We start from the raw sequence: 22,070 nt of genomic DNA on the forward strand, positions 1-22,070 counted from the left end.
AGGAGCATCAGGCTCTCACGAATTTATGCCGGTCCGACTTTGTAATATTGGCGAAACTGAAAACGAAAGGTATGGGACGCATTTAGCCGAGTCCAATTGCCGATAAAAAAGTTTGCACTGTGATCCCGGTATTGGCGGCGAACTGTTACCCCGCTCAAATCAGCACATCTGCTACATTCGGCCAGGCTTATTAGCTGAGGGCGCATGAGCGGCACGCGCCTTTTTTTGTTGTTATCGCTATATAAAACAATATATAGCGACAACCGGTTATGCATCGAACTCCGAATGTTGAAAGAAAAAGTAATTAAACTGTCTTTTTCGGCGACTGTCTTATTTCTTTGGGCGGGAGCCAGTTATGCACAAAGCAGCGTGACGCTTTACGGCATCATCGATACTGCGGTCATTTATGGGAATAATGAGGGCACCGGGAAACCAGGCGTGGGCCACAGCGGTATTGAGATGAATAGCGGTGGTATCAGCGGGTCGCGATTTGGCTTTCGCGGAACGGAGGATCTTGGCGGTGGACTCGCCGCTATTTTCGATCTCGAGGACGGCTTTTCCAGTGCCAATGGCAAGCTCAGCAATACGGGCGACATCTTCGGGCGGCAGGCCTATGTCGGCTTGCGTTCGACACAGTATGGGACCGTCACCGTCGGGCGGCGCTACGCTTTCATGTCCGAATGGGTGTCGCCGTTGAGCGCCGAGGGGATCGGATGGGGCGGTAACCTTGCCGATCATCCGTTCGACAACGACGATATGATTCGGCATCAGAGCGTCAACAACTCGATAAGATTCGACAGCGTCAATTACAGTGGTTTGCAGGCGGGAGGCATGTACGGTTTCTCGAACGAAGCAGGCCAATTCTCCAACAATCGGGTCTATAGCTTTGGTACCAGGTACGCGAATGGCCCGGTGTCGTTGGCGGCTGCATACGAGCAGGTCGACCGGTCCGCCAGCCCTGCCGACCTGAACACGAACGGTGCCGAGAGCATCGACGATTCTGTTATTAACGGCGGTCGGGAACAAATCTGGGGCGTCGGGGGAGAATACAGTTTTGGGGCCTCGTCTTTGGGCTTCGTATGGACGCATTCGGCCTTTAATAACGTGACCAGCGCGTACGGCGAGGGTGCAGCTTTTCCCAGCGGCGACGGCAACAATCTTCGGTTCGACAACTTCGAAATCAATGGCCGCTACTTTGTGACCCATGCCTTGAGTCTTGCGGCGGCATACACGCTGACCGATGGACATTTCGATTCAGGCGCCGCGCATGTCAGTCCAAAATGGCACGAGGCTATCGCCCAGGCCGACTATTCCTTGGGCCAACACACCGATGTCTATCTGGAAGGCCTCTATCAGGTAGTCACAGGGGGTGATGGCATGGCGCTATTTAACGCGTCGATGTTCAACGTCCCGCCGTCTGCAAACAACCGGCAGTTGTTGTTCGTCATGGGGATGCGGCATCGATTCTGACGGCAAGACGGCGCTGCGGTCTCTGCTTGCGCCGGCTTCACTGCCCGGCTGAACTCGATCGTGGCAGCCGCGATTCTATCGGCAAGCCGGAGCGAATTGTTGCCGCCGTACATCGCGGTGCGTCGCGACCGGGTGCGCGCGGCGTTCGGCTAGCACCTCTGCCCGGCTATGCTAATCTTGCTGCCTTTCAGGCAACAACCGGGCAAAACGGACTCCATGATGGAGACTTTTGATCCAGACGGCGTCGAGCAACCGGTCTTCGTGATCGGTGAGCGATACGAGGCGCTTGACGAACCGTTGCGCGCCTACCGTCGCGCGCGGCTGATTCACGTGAGCGTCGGCGTGTTAATCGTGCGCACCGAGACCGAGCGCTGGGTCGTGCCGCCTGGTCACGCGGTCTGGATGCCCGCGGGTGCGCTGCACCGCCTGTCCGCCGCCAGTCCCGTCGAGTTTCTTTCGCTCTATGCCACCATGGACGCCGCGCCGCTCCCGCCGCACAGCGGCGCCGTCGTGCCCGACCCCCTGGTGGCAGCGTTGCTGATCACCGCGGCCGATCTGCCGCGCGACCAACCGTTCGACGAACCAGCCGCGCGTCTCGTGCAGGTGCTGCTGGACCGCCTGCCAGGTCTGCGCACTGCGCCGTTGGGGTTGAACTGGCCGCGCGACCCGCGTGCCGAACGGATTGCCGATGCGCTGAGCACCAACCCGGCGGACGCCGCGGTACTCGAAGACCTGGCCGCGGCCGCCGGCGTGACGGCGCGCACGGCGGCGCGCCTGTTCGTCAAGGAAACGGGGCAAACCTTCGGACAGTGGCGGCAGCAACTTCGCCTGCTGGTTGCGCTGGAACACCTCGGCGCCGGCGCGAGCGTCTCGCAGGTGGCGCTCGAGGTCGGCTATAGCGACGTGTCGTCGTTTATCGCGGTGTTTCGGGAAGCGTTCGGCGACACGCCCGCGCGTTATTTCCGCTGACGCGGCGTCGTCGCCATCGCTATTGTCATGCTGCTGGCGTTCGCGCAAACCCTCGCGCTCAATGCGCTCCCGCCGCATCCGGGCCACCGCCGCCCTTGGCCGGCCGCGTAATCCAGATCAGCGGAATGATCAGGATAAAAATGACCGCTGAGACAAAGAAAATATCGTTCAGGCCCATCATGGCCGCCTGCGTGTTGACGGTGAAATCGAACAGCGCATGGGCCGATTGCGGATTCAGATGCAGCAGCGACTGGGTCGAATCGATCTGCTGATTGAACAGCGGGTTGTTGACGGAGGCCTGCTCGGTGAGCCGCTCGTGATGCAGCACCGTGCGGTTGTTCCACTCGTTGCCGGCGATCGAGGTGCCCACCGCGCCGCAAAACACGCGGGCGAAATTCGACAGACCCGCCGCCGCCGGGATCTTGCTCGGCGGCTGGCCTGACAGGATGATCGAAGTCAGCGGCACGAAGAACAGCGCCATCGGAATGCCTTGCAGCAACGTCGGTATCACCAGATGCCACGTGTCGATCTCGATCACGTATTTCGAGCGCATATAGAACACGATTGCAAAGCCGATGAACGCCAGCGTGGCGATCACGCGCGCATCCGAGCGCGGCAGCACGCGGGCCATCACCGGCGCGAGCAGCACCGCGAACACGCCGAGCGGCGCGGTCACGAGGCCGGCATCGACGGAACGGTAGTTCAGATACTCCTGCATCCATTGCGGCAGCAGCACGAGATTGCCGAAGAACACGCCGTACGCGACCGAAATCGCAATCGTGCCGCCGAGAAAGTTGCGCTGCTGGAAGAGCCGCAAATCGACGATTGGATTTGCCTCGGTCAATTCCCACACGAGGAAGAACGCGAAGCTGATGAGCGCGGTAATGCCGAGAATCACGATCACCGGCGACGAAAACCAGTCGAGGTCCTTCCCCTTGTCGAGCATGATCTGCAGCGAGGCGACCCACGTGATCAGCAGACCGAGCCCGACCACGTCGATGGGCGGCTGGCGCGTGGGCGACTCGCGGGTGCGGTAGATCATCCACGTGACGCCGGCCGCGAAAATGCCAACCGGAATGTTGATGTAGAAGATCCAGGACCAGCTGTAACTATCCGTGATCCAGCCGCCGAGCGCCGGGCCCGCAATCGGGCCGACGGTCGCGGTCATCGCCCATAAGGCGAGCGCGGTCGACGATTTCTCCTTCGGATACGAGCCGAGCAGAATGGCTTGCGACAACGGAATCAGCGGGCCCGCCACGGCGCCCTGGAAGATCCGCGCGAGCAGCAGAATGGGCAGCGTCGGCGCAATGCCGCATAACCACGACGCCAGCACGAACATCAGGATCGCGCCGACGAACAGCTTCACCTGGCCGATGCGTTGCGTGAGCCAGCCAGTGAGCGGAATCGACACGGCATTGGCCGCGGCGAACACGGTGATGACCCACGTGCCTTCATCCACCGAGACGCCGAGGTTGCCCGATATGGTTGGAATCGCAACGTTCGCGATCGACGTGTCGAGCACGTTCATGAACGTGGCAAGCGCGACGGCAATCGTGGCCAGCACCAGTTGGCCGCCCTTCAGCGGCGGCGGTGGTGCGGGCGGCGCCGAGGCAGGCGCGGAAGTGGGCTGGCTCAAACGGTTCTCCGGATCGGTGTGCTGCGGACATGCTGCGTGGGGTTTGTATTTCGTGCCCGCGCGATGCGTCGGGCGGCAGGTCCGCTGAATGCTCGCAAAAGCATACCTGTATTCACGTCTGGACGTCATCGGCGCATGCAAAGGCGGCGGCGAAAACAAATCCGCCAGCGTATGCTCGCGGCTGAGGCTGCACGCAGCGGCACGGCGCCATGTGTCGCCATGCCGGGCATCGCGCGTGCGTCACGACTATTCACGAATCAACCGACAGAAGGAAAAGATATGGCCTGGGAGCAATTCGAACACGGCTGGCGGCGCGCGCCGGTCACCGCGCCGGCCAAAGGGCTGGTCGTGCTGATGCACGGCGTCGGCAGCAATGCGCGCGACCTGATGCCGCTTGCGGACATCTGGAGCGAGAGCCTGCCCGATGTGGCGTTCACCTCGCTAGACGGCACCGACGCCTTCGACGGCGGATTTGGCGGACGCCAGTGGTTCAGCCTGCGCGACGTCAACGAAGGCAATCGCGAGGCTCGTGTCGCCGCGGCCTATCCGGCGTTGCGGCGCATCCTCGACACCGAGCTTGCGCACTGGCAGCTGTCTTTCGGGCGTCTGGCGCTGGTCGGTTTCTCGCAAGGCTCGATCATGGCGATGCACCACGTGGCGAGCAGCGCGGAAGGCGCGGCCGGTGTGGTCGCGTATTCGGGGCGGCTGGCCTCGGTGATCGTCGCGCAGAACGGCACGCCGCTCACGCTGATTCACGGCGAGGACGACGAAGTGATTCCGGTGCAGGAACTCGAATACGCCGCCGACGCCTTCAATAACGCCGGCTACACCGTCGACGCCTATGCGCTGCCCGGCATTGGTCACACGATTAACGCCGACGGCGTCGCGCTCGGCCAGGAGGCGCTGGAACACGCGCTGGGCGCCTTGTCGCGCGACTGACACGGTCGTGCTGGAAAAGCGTCCCTAAAGATTCTGATCGGCTTGCCGTTATTAGCTCATAGCATGCAAATCACCCCCGCCGCGCGGACCGCGGAATGCCCAGCAGGGCGGCCCAAGCGGCTCGGGTGACCCGGGGGCGCATTTTCCAGACTGCCCGGTACGGGCGGATAACGACATAACAGAGCCTTTCTATGGCCAGACCGACGCCGCATTACCCGCTTTTCGATCGCCTGTTCCGTCATTCCGTGACGGTGGACCTCGGCACGGCCAACACCCTGATCTATACCGACGACGGCGGTATCGTGCTGAATCAGCCGTCCGTGGTGTGCTTCCAGAAAGAGGCCGCTGACAGGCCGAAACGTGTTGCCGCCGTCGGCACTCAGGCGCGTCAGCTTCTGGGCCGCGCGCCAGCAAACCTCGAAACCGTGCGGCCGATGCGCCACGGCGTGATCGCCAACTTCTCCGCCGCTGAGCACATGATCCGGCAATTCGTCGACATGGCGCACCTGCGGCCGCTGTTCAGCCGCCGTGCCGCGTTCACCGTGTGCGTGCCGGCCGGCGCGACCCAGGTCGAGCGTCGCGCGATCAAGGAAGCGGCCGTGGCGGCCGGCGCGTGGAAGGTGAGCCTGATCGGCGAATCGCTGGCATCCGCGGTCGGCGCGGGTTTGCCGGTGTCGGAAGCGAACGGGTCGATGGTGGTCGATATCGGCGGAGGCACCACGGAAGTCGGTGTGATCGCGCTCGGCGGTATGGCCTACAGCGGCTCCATTCGCGTCGGCGGCGACAGTTTCGACATGGCGATCGTGAACTACGTACGCAATCTGTACGGCGTGCTGCTCGGCGAACAGACCGCTGAGCACCTCAAGAAGAGCATTGGCACAGCCGTGCGCGACGTGCCGCACGAACATATGAACGCGACCGGCCGCAGCGCCGACGACGGCTTGCCGCGCACGGTTCAACTGAGCAACCACGATATCGCCGATGCGATCGAGGGGCCGCTGCGTCAGGTGATCAGCGCGGTGAAGCGCGGGCTCGAAGCGGCACCGGCCGAACTGGTGACCGACATCGCCGACAACGGCATCGTGCTGACGGGCGGCGGTGCGCTGCTCAGCAACCTGAGCCGCCGCCTGACGAGCGAAATCGGCCTCGACGTGCGCGTCGCCGACGAACCGCTGACGTGCGCGGTGCGCGGCGCAGGCACGGCGGCCGCCGCCGGTCTGCTGGACGAATTCGCTTACGAATGATTTCGCGCGCGGCTTGCCGCGCTGCCGGCGCGGTCGGAACGGTCGCGTCCATTCGCTGAAGCAGGCCGCCACGCTGACCGGCTGGCTATGTGACAATACGCTTCGCTTCCCAAATTCAGGGATGCACAGTCGCTCTCCATTCCATTTCTAGCCGGCTGCGCCGCACTCGGGCATTGCCGCGCTGCCCGTGAACCACTCGTGAATCAATCTGTTGCCGCTTCGTCTTCTGCGTCGTCTTTCATCGAACTGCGAAGCGGTTCGCGCATGCCTTACGTGCAAGCCGGCGAGGGCGAAGTGCTGCTGTTCGTGCATGGCTCGCTGTGCGACTACCGCTACTGGCAACCGCAACTCGCGGGCCTGGCGAAACACTATCGCTGTGTCGCAGTGAGTCTCACGCACTACTGGCCGGCGGTCGATACCGAACCCGGCCTGCCGTTCAGCTGGAGCGAGCATGCCAACGAAGTGGCTGAATTCATCGAGCGTTTCGGCGCGGGGCCGGCGCACGTGGTCGGACATTCGCGCGGTGGCTGCGTGGCGTTTCATTTCGGGCGACGCCATCCTGAGCTGGTGCGGACGTTGACGCTCGCCGATCCGGGCGGTCCGTTGCAGATTGCCGGACGTCCGCCCGCGCGTTTGCCGGAAACGGCCAATGCGTTGCGCGCGAAAGCGGCACAACTGATTGAAAGCGGGGCAGTGGAGGCCGGCTTGCAACTGTTCGTCGACTCGGTCAGCCGGCCCGGTTTCTGGGCGATGAGCACGCCGGGCTTTCGCCGTATGGCGACCGACAATGCGCACACCCTCGCGCGTCAATTCCGCGACCCGTTGCCTGCGTATGTTCCCGAGGAGGCCGCCGAGGTGCGTTGCCCGGTGCTGCTGATCGACGGTGAAAAAAGTCCCGACATGTTTCGCCGTACCGTGGCCGCGCTGCAAACGTGGATGCCGGATGCACGACGCGAAACGGTGCGTGGCGCGTCGCACGGAATGAACCTCGCGCATCCGTCGGCGTTCAATCGCTACGTCGACGAATTCATTCGTTCAATGAGCACGCAGTGAGCGCAATGCACACGTAATAAACGTGCAATGAATGCACGATGACGCCGTGCGGGGCGCTCGCGCTCGCGGCGATGATCCGCGGGCTGGCTCGACCCCCGTAACGCTTCAAACGCTCAACCTCAAGCCTTGCGGTGCGCGTCTTTATCGAGCGCGCGTTCCGCCGTTTCGCCGACGAGGCCGTGATAGTACAGATGCACGCCGATCGCGAGCGAGTCGTTGCGAATTTCGTGGAAGGCTTTCCACGCTTTCACGGGGTCTTTGAACAGCAGATAGTGCGCTTCCTGCGCGAGCAGATCGGCGACTTCATGCAGGCCGTGACCGTGCAACACGTTCACGAGCGTATCGAGGCTGCGGTGAGTGCGCGCGTCGGTGCGCGGGTAGAGCATATGCAATACCGCCACGTTCTGCGTCTTCAGCGCCGCCGACAACGCGACGACGATGTCCTGGTGATTCAACGCGCTGACGATGTTCTCGTCAGTGTGGACGTGATCCGGAAACAGCGTTTCGAGAGAGGCGTTCATGTGGTCCTTCCGGTTCTTCTGGCTGATCAAAAAAGGCCCGCCGTAGTACGGCGGGCCAAACACAGCGATGTGTTCGCAGGGGAAGCAAAACACGAATGCAGTATCGCAGATGCACCCTCGGCTTCGCAGCGTGGCTGCCGCAAAACATTGTTGCAGTAAGCGCTCAACTTTCAATTGGCTGGCAGTTCGCGCAGACGCGGCGCAGCCGGTTTGCCCGCGTCGAGCCGGTGCCTGTCTGGCGCCGACTTCGAGCCTTGTAAGAGGAAATGCCGGCAACGAATGTTGCTCCAACCGAGATGCATTGTTGCGGTCAATCGTCGCAATTCGAGGCCTGCTGGACCTTAGAATGCCAAGCGGAGCCTGAGCATGCCAAAGCGCCCTGTGACGATCGAGCATGCCGGCATGTGTGCGATGTGAAAGTAAAAGGAACGTGTAGATGAACTCGAAGACACACGCAACGCTGCGTTTTTCCGACAGCGACCAGACCATTGATCTGCCCATTTATCAGGGCACGCTCGGACCGGACGTGATCGACATCCGCAAGCTGTACGGCCAGACCGGCAAGTTCACGTACGACCCGGGCTTCATGTCCACGGCGGCATGTAACTCCGAAATCACTTATATCGACGGCGACAAAGGCGAGCTGCTGTACCGCGGTTATCCGATCGACAATCTGGCGCAGAACGCCGACTTCCTCGAAACCTGCTACCTGCTGCTGAAGGGCGAATTGCCGGATGCGAAGCAGAAGGAAGAGTTCGTCAGGAACGTCACGCAGCATACGATGGTGCACGACCAGATGCACTTCTTCTTCCGCGGTTTCCGTCGCGACGCGCACCCGATGGCGATTCTGGTCGCCGCGGTCGGCGCGTTGTCCGCGTTCTATCACGACTCGCTCGACATCAACGATCCGCAGCATCGTGAAATTTCCGCGATCCGCATGATCGCGAAGCTGCCCACGCTGGTGGCGATGGCGTACAAGTACACGGTCGGTCAGCCGTTCGTTTATCCGAAGAACGACCTGTCGTATAGCGCGAATTTCATGCGGATGATGTTCGCCAACCCGGCGGAAGAGTACAAGGTCAACGACGTGCTGGTGCGCGCGCTGGACCGTATCCTGATCCTGCACGCGGACCACGAGCAGAATGCATCGACGTCGACCGTGCGTCTCGCCGGTTCGTCGGGCGCGAATCCGTTCGCGTGTATCGCAGCGGGTATCGCGTGTCTGTGGGGCCCGGCGCACGGCGGCGCGAATGAAGCGGCGCTGAACATGCTGGAAGAAATCGGCTCGGTCGACAACATCCCCGAATTCATCGCGCAGGTGAAGGACAAGAATTCCGGCGTGAAGCTGATGGGCTTCGGTCACCGCGTCTACAAGAATTACGATCCGCGTGCGAAGCTGATGCGCGAAACCTGCCACGAAGTGCTGGAAGAATTGGGCCTGCACGACGACCCGTTGTTCAAGCTCGCCATGGCACTCGAAAAGATCGCGCTGGAAGATGAATACTTCGTGTCGCGCAAGCTGTATCCGAACGTCGACTTCTACTCGGGTATCGTGCAGCGCGCGCTGGGCATTCCGACCGCCATGTTCACCTGTATCTTCGCGATGGCGCGCACGGTCGGCTGGATTGCACAGTGGAACGAAATGATCGCCGATCCGGAACAGAAGATCGGCCGTCCGCGTCAGCTCTTCGTGGGTGCGACGCAACGCAAGGCCGAGCCGCTGGCGACGCGCTAAGCGCCAGGCGTCGAGGCGGCCACCCGCCCGACGTCCGCGCGGCGCTCTCGCGAGGCGCGCCGCGCAATTCCCTCTGCACGTCCTGTGCCACTGGAAAAAACGAAACTCCCATGTGATAAGTTCGTCTGATGCGGGCAGACCCTCTACAATCGGAAGCGACCGGGCAACACCCGCGCCAACCGAATGTGACACTGAACGCAGAAGCGAACCCATAGGAGTGACCCTGATGCAGCAGCCAGAAGCCCTCGGCGGCCTTTCGGGCGGAATCGACCACCGCGAACCCGAGCCGGACGGCGTATTCATCCCGACGGAAAACCTCAATGTCGCGAGCGCCACCCAGCACGTGCTGAAGTCGGGCGACACCTTCATCGTCAACGATCCGCTCGGCGATATCACCGGCCATGACGACGGCCTGTTCGTCAACGACACACGTGTTCTCTCGCAATTGCGCCTCACTTTCGGCGGACGTGCGCCGTCGCTGCTTTCGGGCAGCGTGAGCAGCGACAACACCTCGTTCACCGCGCATCTGACCAATCGTCCGCTGCCGCCGCTCGGCGGCGACAGCACGCCCGAAGGCGTGATCCACGTCGAGCGCGTGCGGGTGCTGTCAGGCACCGTGCTCAACGAAGCCATCGAACTCACCAACTACGGCACGAGCGATGCCGTGGTGCCGCTGTCCATCTCGTTTGCCAGCGACTTCCGCGACATGTTCGAAGTGCGCGGCCTGAAGCGCGACAAGCAGGGCCGTGTCGAACCGGCGCGCGTCGAGAATCGGGAAGTGCTGCTCGGTTATGTGGGCCTCGATGACGTGGCGCGCAATGTGCAGATTGCCTTCTCGCCGGAACCGGACAAACTTTTCGCCGACCGCGCCGACTACACCGTCAAGCTGCCGGCGCAGGCGTGCGTGTCGATTTATCTGTCGGTGTCGGTGCGGGTCGTGGCGGAGTCAGACAAGCCCAGCGCCGGCGTCTCGCAGCCCACGCATGCGTTGAGTGAAGCCCACCTGTCGCAGATCGACGCGGAGCGCCCGCGTGTCGGCCGCGCGGCCGTGCGCGCCGCGCTCGTCGACGCCCACCTCGTAATGCGTGAGCGCCGCCGCGCCACCGCGCGCGTGCGTTCGAGCAACCCGCTTTTCAACGCATGGATCGACCGCTCGCTCGCCGACCTCGGACTGCTGACCACGGACCTCGTGACCGGTCCCTATCCGTACGCCGGCATTCCGTGGTTCTCCACGCCGTTCGGCCGCGACGCCGTCATCACGTCGCTGCAGACGCTGTGGCTGCAACCGCAGCTGGCCGCGGGCGTGTTGCGCTTTCTCGCCGAGCATCAGGCGCGTGAGAACGCGCCGTTTCGTGATGCCGCGCCCGGCAAGATCATGCACGAGATGCGCAAGGGCGAGATGGCCGCAACCGGCGAAGTGCCGTTCGCGCTGTACTACGGCGGCGTCGATACCACGCCGTTGTTCATCGTGCTGGCCGGCGCCTATGCGGCACGCACGGGCGACCTCGCGTTGATCGACGAATTGTGGCCGGCGCTCGAGCGCGCGGCGCAGTGGGTCGCGGGTGTATGCGACAAGAACCGCTACGGCCTGTTGGACTATCAGCGCGAATCGGACGGCGGTCTGGCGAATCAGGGCTGGAAGGACAGTCACGATTCCGTTTTCCACGCCGACGGCCGCTTCCCCGATGGCCCGATCGCGCTCGTCGAAGTGCAGGCGTATGCGAGCGCCGCCTTCGACACCATGGCCCACTTCGCGAAGCTGCGCGGCCTGCAAGATTCGGCGGCGCAATACAGCGAGCGCGCGAAAAAAATCCGCCAGTGCGTCGAAGAAAAGTACTGGATGAAAGAGTCCGGCTTCTACGGCATCGCGCTCGACGGCCATGGCGAACTGTGCCGTGTGATGGCCTCGAACGCCGGTCACTTGCTGGCCTTTGGTCTGCCTTCGCGCGAGCGCGGCGAATCGGTGGTGCGCGCGCTCGACTCCACGTTGTTCCACACCGGCTGGGGCGTGCGCACGCTGGCCGCGAGCCAGTCGCGTTTCAACCCCATGGCGTATCACAACGGCTCGGTCTGGCCGCACGACAATGCGCTGTGCGCGCGCGGCCTGGCGCGCTACGGCGGCAAGGCGGCGGCCGTGCGTTTGCTGCAGGCGCTGTTCCAGGCAGCGGTCAATTTCGACATGCGCTTGCCGGAACTCTTCTGCGGCTTCCCACGGCGGCGCGGCGAGCCGCCCACTGCCTATCCGGTCGCCTGTTTGCCGCAGGCATGGGCAGCGGGTTCGCCGTTCATGATGCTCGAAGCGTGTCTGGGCATCACGATCGACGCCGAGCGGCGCGAGGTGCTGATCGAACAGCCGATGCTGCCCGAAGGCATCGACTGGCTCGAGATCGGCGATCTGCGCGTCGGCGACGCGTCGGTGTCGATCACGTTCCGCCGCATCGGCGACAAGGTCGTGGCGTCGGCGGAGCAGGGCGACGTGCGGGTGATCGCGCTGCTCTGAGGCGACGGCTCAACTTTCAACCTTCGACGGAGCCAGGCGATGGCGCAAAACGTCTACGTCCTTTTCAAGGGTGCGCTGAAGCTCGGCGTGCCCTTTCTCGACGGCTACAAAGGCGATCCGCATTATGTGATCGTGGCGGACGATCAGAGCGGCGGCGAGTTCGAAATCGTCACCAATGTGAAGTCCGACAGTACGCTTGCCGGGGCCGCCGGCTACAACGTGCTTTATTCGTGGAACCAGTATTTCGATCATCCGATGGTGGCGGACCTCGCGAAGCTGCCGGCGGGACTCGCGCAGTCCGGCTTTCCGAAGCTGGACTACGTGCACGATCCGCGCCTCGTCGATCTCACTACGATGCGGCCCATCACGCTCGATACCGCGGCCGAGCACAACGACATCAACGCGCTCGTCAACGATATGCTGCAACTGGATATGTCGGCGGCGCCCGTTGAATTCGTGTACACGGGCAAGAGCGGTCAGGACAAACGGCGCGGCTGGCAGCCCTCGAAGCCTGTCACGGTGTATGGCTTCGGCTTCCTGTTCGAGCCGGAACACGACGGCTTGCACGAGACGCACATGAATCAGGGTAATCCAAAGCCGCAGCCGGGCAGCCACGCGCGCGACCACTCGTCGGAGAACGGCACGTTTCAGGACGGCGCCGTGATGGTCGAAGTGGATGGGCGCTTTCAGGCGCTGTTCGTAGCGTTCCAGACGCAGCTCGTGCCGACCGATAATCGCGGCTGGCCGATTCCCGGCACGTCTCATCCGATTCTGCGCTGACGTGGTGCGGCGTTTGTGAACGCTCGATGTATTTTCGGGGTCGCGTCAACGACTCCGGCGTGTTTCATCAGATGTGCGCCGGCAAGGCCGCCGAATCTGCAAGCGAGGGTTGCTGCGTCATCTGAATGCATATCGACGCTTGACTACTAGGTCGCGCGCAAATTGGCGTAGACTTTTGGCTTATGCACGCCAGAACGGGTGCGACGAGGCGCCCAGTTCGGCCGCCTCGTTTGCTTTACGCGCAGATTGTTCCCAGTGCAAAAGCACACACGCATCGAAGACAGGACAAACAGAATCTGAGGTCCACAACCCATGCTCAAACCCGAATTCAATGACGTCGACAGCGCGCGTCCAGAACTGCTTTGCTACCTCGTGGCGATTGCGGTGGCATCGTACGCGCTGACACAGGAATGGCGCGTCGACCATGTCGTCGAGTGCTGCCGTCGTTGGCTTACGAAAAAAGATGCGAAGATGTACTGGCTCGACCGCGTCAGGATCGGGCAACTCGCGCTGAAGATCGCGAGTCGGGATCTGCTGGATGCCGGTATCGTGGTGCGTCTATCCAGCGTCAATGCCCTTTTCACGAACGAGATGGAACTGAACGAAGCAAGCACCATGGTGCAAAGAATGATGTCGTTGTGCCAGGAGGCGCTTTAGGCACGCGGCGTGTGAGCGTCTCATGGAAGTCTCGCTCGTATCTCACCTGCGGTGTCGGGATGGAGGGCTGCCCCGGCGGTAACTGGGTTACACGAAAGGCCGCGGTCTCCGGTCACGAGGTCACGATAGTTCCCGCGCAGTTCGTCAGGCGGTTTGTCGAGTCCAACAAGTCAGACATGGACGACGTGGAGGCGTTTGCCGGCACGATTTTCCGTCCCGCGACGCGTCGCGCAACTGAAGACAGAAGCCAGAAGGCAGTCGATTTACAAGCGCTACATTGTGTACGCCAACGACTGTGCAACATGATCGGCACGGCCCATACCCACCCAAATCAGATCTCACCAATATCAAATTGTATGACCTCGTATCCTCGAGGATTTGCTGTCATAGGCATGTGCGCGCTTTGGCGTGTACGTTCCCAACAGCGAAACGAGGTAAGCATATGTCCATCTCTGTCAGCAGTGCGGGCTCCGATACATGGCCCAGCGAGAAATCGCAGGATAGTCAGCAAGCCCAAGGAAATCAGCAAGCGCAGGGGAATCAGCAAGCGCAGAATGGTCAGCAATCCCAGCCGTCTCCAACGGAAGCACGTCAGCTGATCGACCGGTATGAGAACGGCAAAGGCTATCCGGACGACGCCACGAATGTGAAGAGTATGCAGGACCTGCAGACCGATAACATGCGTGGTATGCCGGAGGATGCGATCAAGTTCGAAAACGAGCAGATTTCCACCCGACAAAAGATTGCAGCGTTACCACAAAAGGACCAGGGCCGATATAACGGCATGCAGGCACAGGGCGTCAACTCGTACGAATCTGCGACCTCGCAATCGGACCGCGAGAAGATTGCTCGGGCCGAAAACGACACCGTGGATAAACCATTGGATGCCGCGTACCAGAAAGTCATGAGCGATCCGGTGCAGCGTGAGCAACAGGAATTTACTGCACCATTCGGTTCACAGTACCTGGGTTCAGCGGGCAAATATCGGGAAGCCTTGCTCGCGCAATATGGCAAGCAGTTCAACGAGGCGAAGACGCCACAGCAGCGCGAGGCCGCCTTCAGTGAGGCAGCCGGAGTACGCCACACCATGCAGCGGCAGATTGCCAGCCAGACCCAGCAGTCCCGGATCGAAGCTGACCGAAAATGGAAGGACGCGGACGATAAGTTATCCCAGGCGCTGGATGCGGCAAAAAGCGTGAATATTGCGACGCCGTTCGGCAACCACGACAATACGGGTTCGTTCACGCGACTGCAGATGTTTTCCCAGAAAGCCTTCACGTCGCCGACCAACGCGCAGGAATTCCAGTATCTGATGCAGAAGGACCCCGGCCGTTTCAAGGACATCAAGAACTGGCAGGACGACGCATCCACCAGAACCGAGTGGGCGCGCACGGCAATCCAGAGCGATCCATTCCGGCGGACGCCCAATCTGCCGCCCCCGCTTCCGGACATCACGAAGACGGATACCGGGGATCTGCACATAGGCAACTACGGGGCCGAACTGCAGGATCGCTACCAGCAGGCGAACCAAGGCGTTGGCGCGGACGAGCAGATGTATCACGCCGCCAGCCAGCACGGGCCGATCAAGCAGGAGTATCTCGATGCGCACACGCCGCCAAAGCCCCTGTGGCAACAGCGGACCGAAGATGTGCTGGGACGGTTCACGGTCGGCTTGATTCCCGGTGTGAACATGTTCACCGACCTGATCGTTCCGGCGAACTCGCTTTCCTCCGACGAGAAAGCGGGCGTTGACATCATGTCGGGTGTGCTGGGCGGACTGTTCGGAGAAGCGAAAATTCCAGGTGGGCCGCTCGGGAGAGGCAATGGTATGGATGAGGGTATGGGCGGCGAGCGTGGCCGGGCCAGTGGCGAAGGCAAGCTGGCCGGAAAAGGCGAGGGTACGAATGGAGGTGCAGGCGCTGAGCGTGGCGGGGCCAGTGGCGAAGGCGGGCTGGCCGGAAAAGGCCGCGGTACGGGTGAAGGTGCCGGCGGCGAGCATGGCGTGCCCAGTGGCGAAGGCAAGGTGGCGCAGGGCATTCCGGGTGTACCCGATACCTACACGGGCAAACCGGGTGGCGCGCTCACGGCCGATCCAAAGTTCCCTGGCATTTACCGCGACGGCGAGGGGCAGGCCTATATCCAGCAGCACGACAAAGCCTATGCAGTGCGTTACGACAAGGATAACGGAACGTGGCGTGTGACCTCACCTGAAGGCGGGACCAAGCCAACGTATGCCGTGCGGCTGGACAAGCACGGAAACTGGGAGCCGAATCCGGATTCCGGCTTGAAGGGCGGCGCACCGCCGCGGATTCCGGACGCATATGTCTACAAACCGCAGGGCACCGTATCGAAAACGCCGACCGACGGCATGTTCGTCGACGAGAGCGGACAGCGCTTTGTGGACATCGAAGGCAACAAATATCCGGTCCGCTACGACGAAGCACGGGACCAATGGCATGTGCACAAGCAGAACGATACCGACCAGCAGCAATATCCGGTACGCCCGAGCCCGGTAAGCGGAAAATGGGAAGTCCACGATACATGGCATCCCGAAGCATCTGGCGCGCAAGCGGGCACGTCGTCGAAGGAAACACTGGGACAGACGATGGATCGCTGGACCAAGGACCGCGACAAGCTCACAGGAATTCCGGAGTCGAGCGTCACCGACCACTTCGATCCCGCCACTCTCAATCTCCACGGTTACGAACGCAAGGTCGTCGAGGTCGACAGCACGACGTTTAAAAATCTGAAAACGAGCCAGGACATTCTCGCAGCTGTCAAGAAGGCGCTCCCTCACGGCTCCGGCAATCAGGACTGGGATATCGTGCGAACCGACGGCGAGAGCTTCGCGCGCGTCGAAACGCTGCGAGGCCAGAGCGGCTTCGCTGCCCCCGAGCCCGAGCAGATCACGAAATACGGCGCGGGAAATTGCGATGAAAACTGCGAGCTCGCATTTCGCGAGGCAGGCGCGAAAATCAAGGACCATCCAGTCCTGATGGTCCACGCAAGCGGCGGCGAGGACCACACCTACGTGCTGATAGGCGACCCGCGCGATCCAAGGTATGGCAAGGGCGCTGTGATCCTGGACCCATGGCCGAGCGTCAACACCGCCCATACGATCGGACAGGACAAGTACGGGAATCCGGTCGTGGATCAGAAAAGCAGGCACGAGCCGTTTGACATCAAGGCGATGCCGCCGGCAATGTCATCGCAGGAAGTGGCCCAGGTCTACGGGAAACCGGTCAGCGGAAACGACATCCTGGTTGAAATTCGCGACGAGGACAATGAAGAGAAGTTCGTCTGGGTCACGCCAACGGGCACCGATCCAAGCACTGTCTACAAGGTGCGGAACGGTCCGCAGCAAACCTTCGGCGTTCTGCCGCACGACATCGTGCAGCGTTACGCAACGCACTGGAAAAACTAGGCGACCAGGTGCGTCGCGTAGCATTCGATGAGCGACTTTACTAGACGCCTTGATCCAGTCATAAGGAGCACATCAAGAACGGGAAACCCCTCCAGGCTGTTTCAGGCGGCTCTGGTGCAAATAGCGCGGGGGCGAATCGGTCAAGGTGTCGGTATGAACGAATTGAGAGCCGCCGATGAGCAAGCTGAAGAGTCTGGAGGAACTGTTCGCGGGCCGTCATTTTGACCGGGATGTGATTGTTGGCATCACCAATGTTCACGCCGGCGACAGCATTCCGTGAAGCCGCTTTGCAACAATCTCTTCGGCCTGGTGCATGATTCGTTCGACCAGCTCGCCGACCGTGGGGATGTCATGAATGAGTCCGGCGACCATGCCGCACGACCAGGCACCGGCGTCCAGGTCGCCGTCCTTCATGACACGCGGATAGATGCCACCTACCTCGTCCGCGATGTCCGAGAAGGCGATGTCGGCGCCGAGCCGCCTTTCCTTTTCCAGCAGGCGCTCGACCCCAGCGTTGTTCAGCACGCGCTCGGTATTGCGCAGCGGGCGCATGACGAGCCGCGTATCCAGTTCGGTTGCCGCGACGATGGCCTGCTTGACCTTCCGGTGGACCGGCGCTTCGTGGGTCGCCACGAAGCGCGTGCCCATGTTGATACCGCCCGCGCCCATGGCAAGTGCCGCCACCAGCGAGCGACCATCGGTCATGCCGCCCGAGGCGACGAACGGTACCCTGAGCTCGTCCGCGGCACGGGGCAGCAGGATGAAGTTGGGGACATCGTCCTCGCCGGGATGGCCCCCGCATTCAAAGCCGTCCACGCTGACCGCATCGCAGCCGATGCTCTCGGCCTTCAGTGCATGCCGCACCGATGTGCATTTGTGAATCACCTTGATGCCGGCTTCTTGCAGCATGGGCAGCCACTTCTGCGGATTGTTCCCAGCGGTCTCGACGATTTTCACGCCGCCATCGATGATCGCGCGCACATAGCCGGGGTAATCCGGCGGATTGCGTGCCGGAAGGAAAGTCAGGTTGACGCCGAATGGCTTGTCGGTCATGTCCCGGCAGCGCCGGATCTCTCCCGCCAGCGCCTCCGGGCTGGGCTGTGTCAGCGCCGTAATGATGCCCAGGCCGCCCGCATTGGACACCGCGGCAGCCAGTTCCGCGAATCCTACGTAGTGCATGCCGCCTTGGATGATGGGATGCTCGATGCCGAACAATTCCGTGATCTGCGTCTTCATTGCGAATCTCTCTTGAATGGATGGATAGTTATACGCTGGGATACCCGTCAGAACCGGGCCGGCGATGCCATCAAGCCGCGCCCGCTTTTATGCGCTGCCGCAGGATCGAAACCAGTGGCAATTCCCGTGTGAACCACCAGGATCACCGCCCCGTGAAGCGGGCCTCGCGACGCTCGACAAAGGACTGGACCCCTTCCCTGAAGTCCTCCGACGCGAAGACCTCCTCTCGAATCTGCGGGATGACGGCAATCGCTGCCTGCTCGCCGTGCTCGATATAGGTCAGAGCCGCAGCCTTGGTCGCACGCAGGCCGATCGGCGCGACCTTGCTGATCGCCCGGGCGATCTCCATCGCACGCTCGCGGTGCCGCCCGTATGGATGCACTTCCTGGACGAAACCGCAGCGGTATGCCTCCTCAGCGGAGAATTCGTCACACAGGAACAGGTGGTACATCGCATTGCCCCAGCCCGTGCGGGTAAGGTAACGATAGTGCGCGCCACCCAGCGGCGCGATGCCGCGTTTCGATTCCATCTGGCAGAAGCGAGCGGTGTCGGCTGCAATCACGATGTCCGACGCCAGCATCTGCTCGAGGCCGATCGTATAGGTAATGCCATGGACGACCGAGATCACCGGCTTGCGGCAGCGTTTGCCCAGACCGAAGGGATCGACCTGGTCGTCGGGGATCGGCTTTGCCGTGGCGGTCGGGCCGAAGAACTTAGGCATGTCGAGGCCGGCAGTGGTGTGTTCGCCGGCGGGGTCGAGAACTGCCACCCACAGGTTGTCGTCGTCGTCGAACTCGGTCAGCCGCTGCGAGAGCTGCTGCATCATCTCCGGGGTGAAGGCGTTCTTCCTGGCTGTGTTGTCGACCGAGATGATCGCGATACGGTCCTCGATCGTCATGCGGACTTCGGGCGTCGTTGCTGCGTTGCTCATGAACGTCTCCTTCGCTTGGGTGGATTGTTACTTCGGATGGATTGGATATAGCCGGATGAAATCAGACGGCAGTCACGCCGCCGTCCACGGCAAGAATCTGGCCGGTAATGTGCTTGCCTGCGTCACTGGCGAATAGCAGGGCTGCGCCCTTGAGATCGTCGTCATCACCGATGCGCTGCAGGGGCGCGCGTTCCGACAGTTTCTCGATGCCGACCTTCTCGATCGTTCCCCTGGTCGTCTTCGACGGGAACATGCCCGGCGCGAGCGCATTGACGGTGATGCCGTACGGCCCCCATTCGCCGGCGAGCCCACGGGTAAAATTAATCACCGCACCCTTGCTCGTGTTGTAAGCGATGGTCGGCTGGCTCGTGGGACCGTTACCCCTGAGGCCGGCAATTGAGGCGAGGTTGATGATGCGGCCATAGCGATTGGGGATCATCGACAGCTTCCCGATCTGCTGAGTGAGCAGGAAGATCGCCCGTACGTTCAAGTTCATGACCTTGTCCCAGGCGGAAAGCGGATGGTTAGCCGTAGTTGCGCCCCACGTGGCGCCGGCATTGTTGACGAGGATGTCGACCTTGCCCAGGCGTTCCATCGTTTCGTTGGCAAGGCGCTCGACTTCTTCCTCGCTGCCATTGTCTGCCGCGATCCAGCTTGCGTCCACACCCAGGCCGGCCAGATGCGCCTGTGCGGACTGAAGCGTGTCCGCCTTGCGCGCCGAGATCACCACGCGGGCACCTTGCGTGCCAAGCGCCTCGGCAATCTGCAGGCCCAGGCCGCTGGACCCGCCGGTGACGAGGGCCGTTCGGCCCTTCAGGTTGAAAAGATCCGCCACAGCAGTCATTGCAGTTTCCTTGTTGATGGATGGAACGAACATCCTGCGGGATGTAGATGCCGGAGAAGAGCACCTCGTAGTCTCCCAAATCAATGCCAGGTTCGTCCGGTTCGGGCATTACAGCCGTCGCTTCGCGCACGGGAAGTCGGGGTACGGCTCATGTTATATTTCGCACGCGAATTATTGATCTATAGACGCTCCGACGACTGGAACGTAGAACGAGGTTTCGGAAATGGATCATCGGCTTGTCTATCTACTGGATGTGGGTCAGCGGCGCCTACATCGGTGGTCGCAGGCGAGGACAGCCGCCGGTGGAGTGACAGCAGCGCAGGCTGGTCTGCTCTTTGTTCTGGCAAAGAACGACGGTGCCCTCACGATTGAAGCGGCGGCAGCCCTTGACCTCAAGGCGCCGGGAATGAGTGGGTTGGTTGATCGAGCCGAACGGGCTGGTCTGATCGAACGCCATGCGGATGAGTTCGATCGACGCGCGTCGCGGCTTTGGCTGACGGAAGACGGGCGCGTTGCACTCAAGCGTTCGAAGGCAGTTCTCGCTCGATTGAATGCGCGGCTGACCGAAGGGTTTACAGCGTCCGAGATCGACATCGTAGTGCGATGGCTGACAAGTTTGCAGGAGAAGTCCCTGGCCATTGACGAGGATCCGCACCAGGGGACACCGACGGTGCCCCTGGTGCGTAACGGTCCTATTGCCGAACGATTCTCGTGAAATCCGGCTGGCGCTTTTGGGCAAACGCCGCGAAGGCTTCTTTCGCTTCAGCGCTGGCTAGTCGCTCCACGAAGATGGCGCTTTCGCAATCCATCTGAGCGACCAGCTTCTCAGCGTCTCGCATCAGTCGCTTCATCGCGGTCAGCGATCCAATGGGCTTGGCAGCAATATTCTCGGCAACACGGCGTGCCTCTGCACGGAGTTCCGCGTTGGAGACAGCCTTATTTGCAATACCCCATGCAACTGCAACGTTTGCAGGAACGGCTTGCCCGAGGGCGAACATTTCGAATGCCTTGACATGCCCGATTCGCAAGGGAAGCAGGCAGCTTGAGGCAGCTTCGGGAACGAGTGCCAGATTCACGAAGGGGGTGATCAATTGCGCCTCTTCGGAGAGGAGCACATAGTCACAATGGAGCAACATGGTCGTTCCAACTCCGACGGCCTTGCCCTGGACTGCGGCAATGATCGGTTTCGTGGCGTTCGCCAGGCCTCGCAGAAAGCGGGTGACGTTGCGTTCTTTCGGGCCGTTGCCCGTCGACTGCGCTGCGAATTCCGAGACGTCGTTGCCGGCTGTGAATGTGTCTCCATCGGCCTGAATCAACAACACACGAATCTCGTCGTTATCATTGGCGCTCGCGATGGCATCTGCAAGAGCGCCATACATATCGTTAGTGAGCGCGTTTTTCTTATCCGGTCGCGCAATCGTGACGGCCAGTACACCACTTCCTGATAGCTCAACTTTGATTTCTGCGGTCATTAGCTTGTCTCCTGAAATTGGCGGCGTCGAGAGGTATTTCCTCTGGAACGCCATCGCGTTTAAAGTTCGCATGCGAAGTATAAATCCGTTCGCGTGCGAGACGCATCCGCGAAAAGTTGACGAGCTGTCAACTGAAACTTGACATCAACGCGGCGGCGACATCTTGCCAGGTTGCACGAGCTGTGGTATTTCGGGCACTCGCGCGGCAACTGTCGTGTCCAGCATTGCGGCACAGCGGCCAGGAACATGGTTCAACGCCGACGGCCAGCGCGCAGCGGCAGCGCCACCGGTCGTGACGACGTCCTCGACAACGTCACGCTCTATTGGCTGACCAATACGGGCGTTTCATCGGCTCGCCTGTATTGGGAGAACAAGTTGCAGTTCTTCGCGCCTAAGCACGTCACCACCCCCGTCGCCGTCAGCGTCTTTCCTGACGAGTTCGCATCGCGTGCGATGACCATTTCGCGCGCCGCACTGCAGTCGCCGGCTCACGAAACATGACGACGATGCGCCGTTCCTTCAGGGCGATTGATGTGCGGTGGTTGAGGAAATCGGCATTCGACACTCGACTCGTCGAGTCGGCGCGGCTTGCGTCGATCTCGCGCCGCAACTCGCGTGTGCGCGTCTTCTTGAAGCACTTCGCTACATCCCATCACGCG

Annotated in this window: 17 protein-coding genes and 1 pseudogene; 12 read left to right on the forward strand and 6 right to left on the reverse strand. The window is 61.6% G+C overall.

Features of this window, described 5'->3' with window-relative positions; translation table 11 throughout:
• The first annotated feature begins 285 nt into the window (after positions 1 to 285).
• Positions 286 to 1,470, forward strand: a complete 1,185-nt coding sequence (locus tag RI103_RS24760) for a porin (RefSeq protein ID WP_310818271.1) — start codon at positions 286 to 288, stop codon at positions 1,468 to 1,470.
• Positions 1,471 to 1,686: 216 nt separating this feature from the next.
• The gene (locus tag RI103_RS24765; protein ID WP_310818272.1) at positions 1,687 to 2,439 is read left to right on the forward strand and encodes an AraC family transcriptional regulator; all 753 of its coding nucleotides are present in this window, start codon (positions 1,687 to 1,689) and stop codon (positions 2,437 to 2,439) included.
• A gap of 58 nt (positions 2,440 to 2,497) precedes the next feature.
• On the opposite strand, the gene RI103_RS24770 is transcribed toward RI103_RS24765, so the two are convergent.
• Entirely contained in the window at positions 2,498 to 4,075 is a 1,578-nt protein-coding gene (locus RI103_RS24770; RefSeq protein WP_310818273.1) for a DHA2 family efflux MFS transporter permease subunit, read from the reverse strand.
• A gap of 279 nt (positions 4,076 to 4,354) precedes the next feature.
• Here RI103_RS24770 and RI103_RS24775 point away from each other — a divergent pair, with 279 nt between their 5' ends.
• From RI103_RS24775 to RI103_RS24785, 3 genes are all read left to right on the forward strand, one after another.
• Complete coding sequence (locus RI103_RS24775) at positions 4,355 to 5,014, forward strand: dienelactone hydrolase family protein (RefSeq protein ID WP_310818274.1); 660 nt, start codon at positions 4,355 to 4,357, stop codon at positions 5,012 to 5,014.
• A 191-nt stretch (positions 5,015 to 5,205) separates the two neighbouring features.
• Positions 5,206 to 6,258, forward strand: a complete 1,053-nt coding sequence (locus tag RI103_RS24780) for a rod shape-determining protein (RefSeq protein WP_310818275.1) — start codon at positions 5,206 to 5,208, stop codon at positions 6,256 to 6,258.
• Positions 6,259 to 6,522: 264 nt separating this feature from the next.
• Positions 6,523 to 7,311, forward strand: coding sequence for an alpha/beta hydrolase (locus tag RI103_RS24785; RefSeq protein WP_310818559.1), 789 nt, complete (start codon positions 6,523 to 6,525; stop codon positions 7,309 to 7,311).
• A 119-nt stretch (positions 7,312 to 7,430) separates the two neighbouring features.
• Here RI103_RS24785 and RI103_RS24790 read toward each other — a convergent pair whose 3' ends face one another.
• Positions 7,431 to 7,832, reverse strand: coding sequence for a hypothetical protein (locus RI103_RS24790; protein WP_310818276.1), 402 nt, complete (start codon positions 7,830 to 7,832; stop codon positions 7,431 to 7,433).
• 436 nt (positions 7,833 to 8,268) lie between these two features.
• On the opposite strand from RI103_RS24790, the gene gltA reads away from it, so the two are divergent.
• From gltA to RI103_RS24815, 5 genes are all read left to right on the forward strand, one after another.
• Positions 8,269 to 9,567, forward strand: a complete 1,299-nt coding sequence (gene gltA, locus RI103_RS24795) for a citrate synthase (RefSeq protein ID WP_310818277.1) — start codon at positions 8,269 to 8,271, stop codon at positions 9,565 to 9,567.
• A 226-nt stretch (positions 9,568 to 9,793) separates the two neighbouring features.
• Positions 9,794 to 12,067, forward strand: coding sequence for an amylo-alpha-1,6-glucosidase (locus tag RI103_RS24800; protein ID WP_310818278.1), 2,274 nt, complete (start codon positions 9,794 to 9,796; stop codon positions 12,065 to 12,067).
• Between the two features lie 39 nt (positions 12,068 to 12,106).
• The gene (locus RI103_RS24805; RefSeq protein WP_310818279.1) at positions 12,107 to 12,847 is read left to right on the forward strand and encodes a DUF2278 family protein; all 741 of its coding nucleotides are present in this window, start codon (positions 12,107 to 12,109) and stop codon (positions 12,845 to 12,847) included.
• 312 nt (positions 12,848 to 13,159) lie between these two features.
• Positions 13,160 to 13,504, forward strand: coding sequence for a hypothetical protein (locus RI103_RS24810; protein WP_310818280.1), 345 nt, complete (start codon positions 13,160 to 13,162; stop codon positions 13,502 to 13,504).
• A 442-nt stretch (positions 13,505 to 13,946) separates the two neighbouring features.
• A complete protein-coding gene (locus tag RI103_RS24815) occupies positions 13,947 to 16,928 on the forward strand; it encodes a hypothetical protein (protein WP_310818281.1) in 2,982 nt (993 codons plus the stop codon).
• 255 nt (positions 16,929 to 17,183) lie between these two features.
• On the opposite strand, the gene RI103_RS24820 is transcribed toward RI103_RS24815, so the two are convergent.
• The 3 genes from RI103_RS24820 to RI103_RS24830 all read right to left on the reverse strand — a co-directional run bounded on the left by RI103_RS24820 (position 17,184) and on the right by RI103_RS24830 (position 19,939).
• Complete coding sequence (locus RI103_RS24820) at positions 17,184 to 18,164, reverse strand: nitronate monooxygenase family protein (protein WP_310818282.1); 981 nt, start codon at positions 18,162 to 18,164, stop codon at positions 17,184 to 17,186.
• Between the two features lie 142 nt (positions 18,165 to 18,306).
• Positions 18,307 to 19,095 carry a crotonase/enoyl-CoA hydratase family protein gene (locus RI103_RS24825; protein WP_310818283.1) on the reverse strand — a complete coding sequence of 263 codons (789 nt, stop codon included), beginning with the start codon at positions 19,093 to 19,095 and terminating at the stop codon, positions 18,307 to 18,309.
• Positions 19,096 to 19,156: 61 nt separating this feature from the next.
• Positions 19,157 to 19,939: an SDR family oxidoreductase gene (locus tag RI103_RS24830; RefSeq protein WP_310818284.1), complete on the reverse strand. Its 783-nt coding sequence runs from the start codon at positions 19,937 to 19,939 to the stop codon at positions 19,157 to 19,159.
• 223 nt (positions 19,940 to 20,162) lie between these two features.
• Between RI103_RS24830 and RI103_RS24835 the strand changes: the two genes are divergently transcribed.
• The gene (locus RI103_RS24835; protein WP_310818285.1) at positions 20,163 to 20,654 is read left to right on the forward strand and encodes a MarR family winged helix-turn-helix transcriptional regulator; all 492 of its coding nucleotides are present in this window, start codon (positions 20,163 to 20,165) and stop codon (positions 20,652 to 20,654) included.
• On the opposite strand, the gene RI103_RS24840 is transcribed toward RI103_RS24835, so the two are convergent.
• On the reverse strand, positions 20,632 to 21,411 hold the full coding sequence (locus RI103_RS24840; RefSeq protein ID WP_310818286.1) for an enoyl-CoA hydratase-related protein: 780 nt from the start codon (positions 21,409 to 21,411) through the stop codon (positions 20,632 to 20,634). The genes RI103_RS24835 and RI103_RS24840 overlap by 23 nt on opposite strands.
• Before the next feature lie 291 nt (positions 21,412 to 21,702).
• On the opposite strand from RI103_RS24840, the pseudogene RI103_RS24845 reads away from it, so the two are divergent.
• Positions 21,703 to 21,849 (forward strand): annotated as a pseudogene (locus tag RI103_RS24845) (epoxide hydrolase); the annotation flags it as partial.
• Positions 21,850 to 22,070 lie beyond the last annotated feature (221 nt).

The sequence above is a fragment of the Paraburkholderia sp. FT54 genome (assembly GCF_031585635.1).
GTDB lineage: Bacteria > Pseudomonadota > Gammaproteobacteria > Burkholderiales > Burkholderiaceae > Paraburkholderia.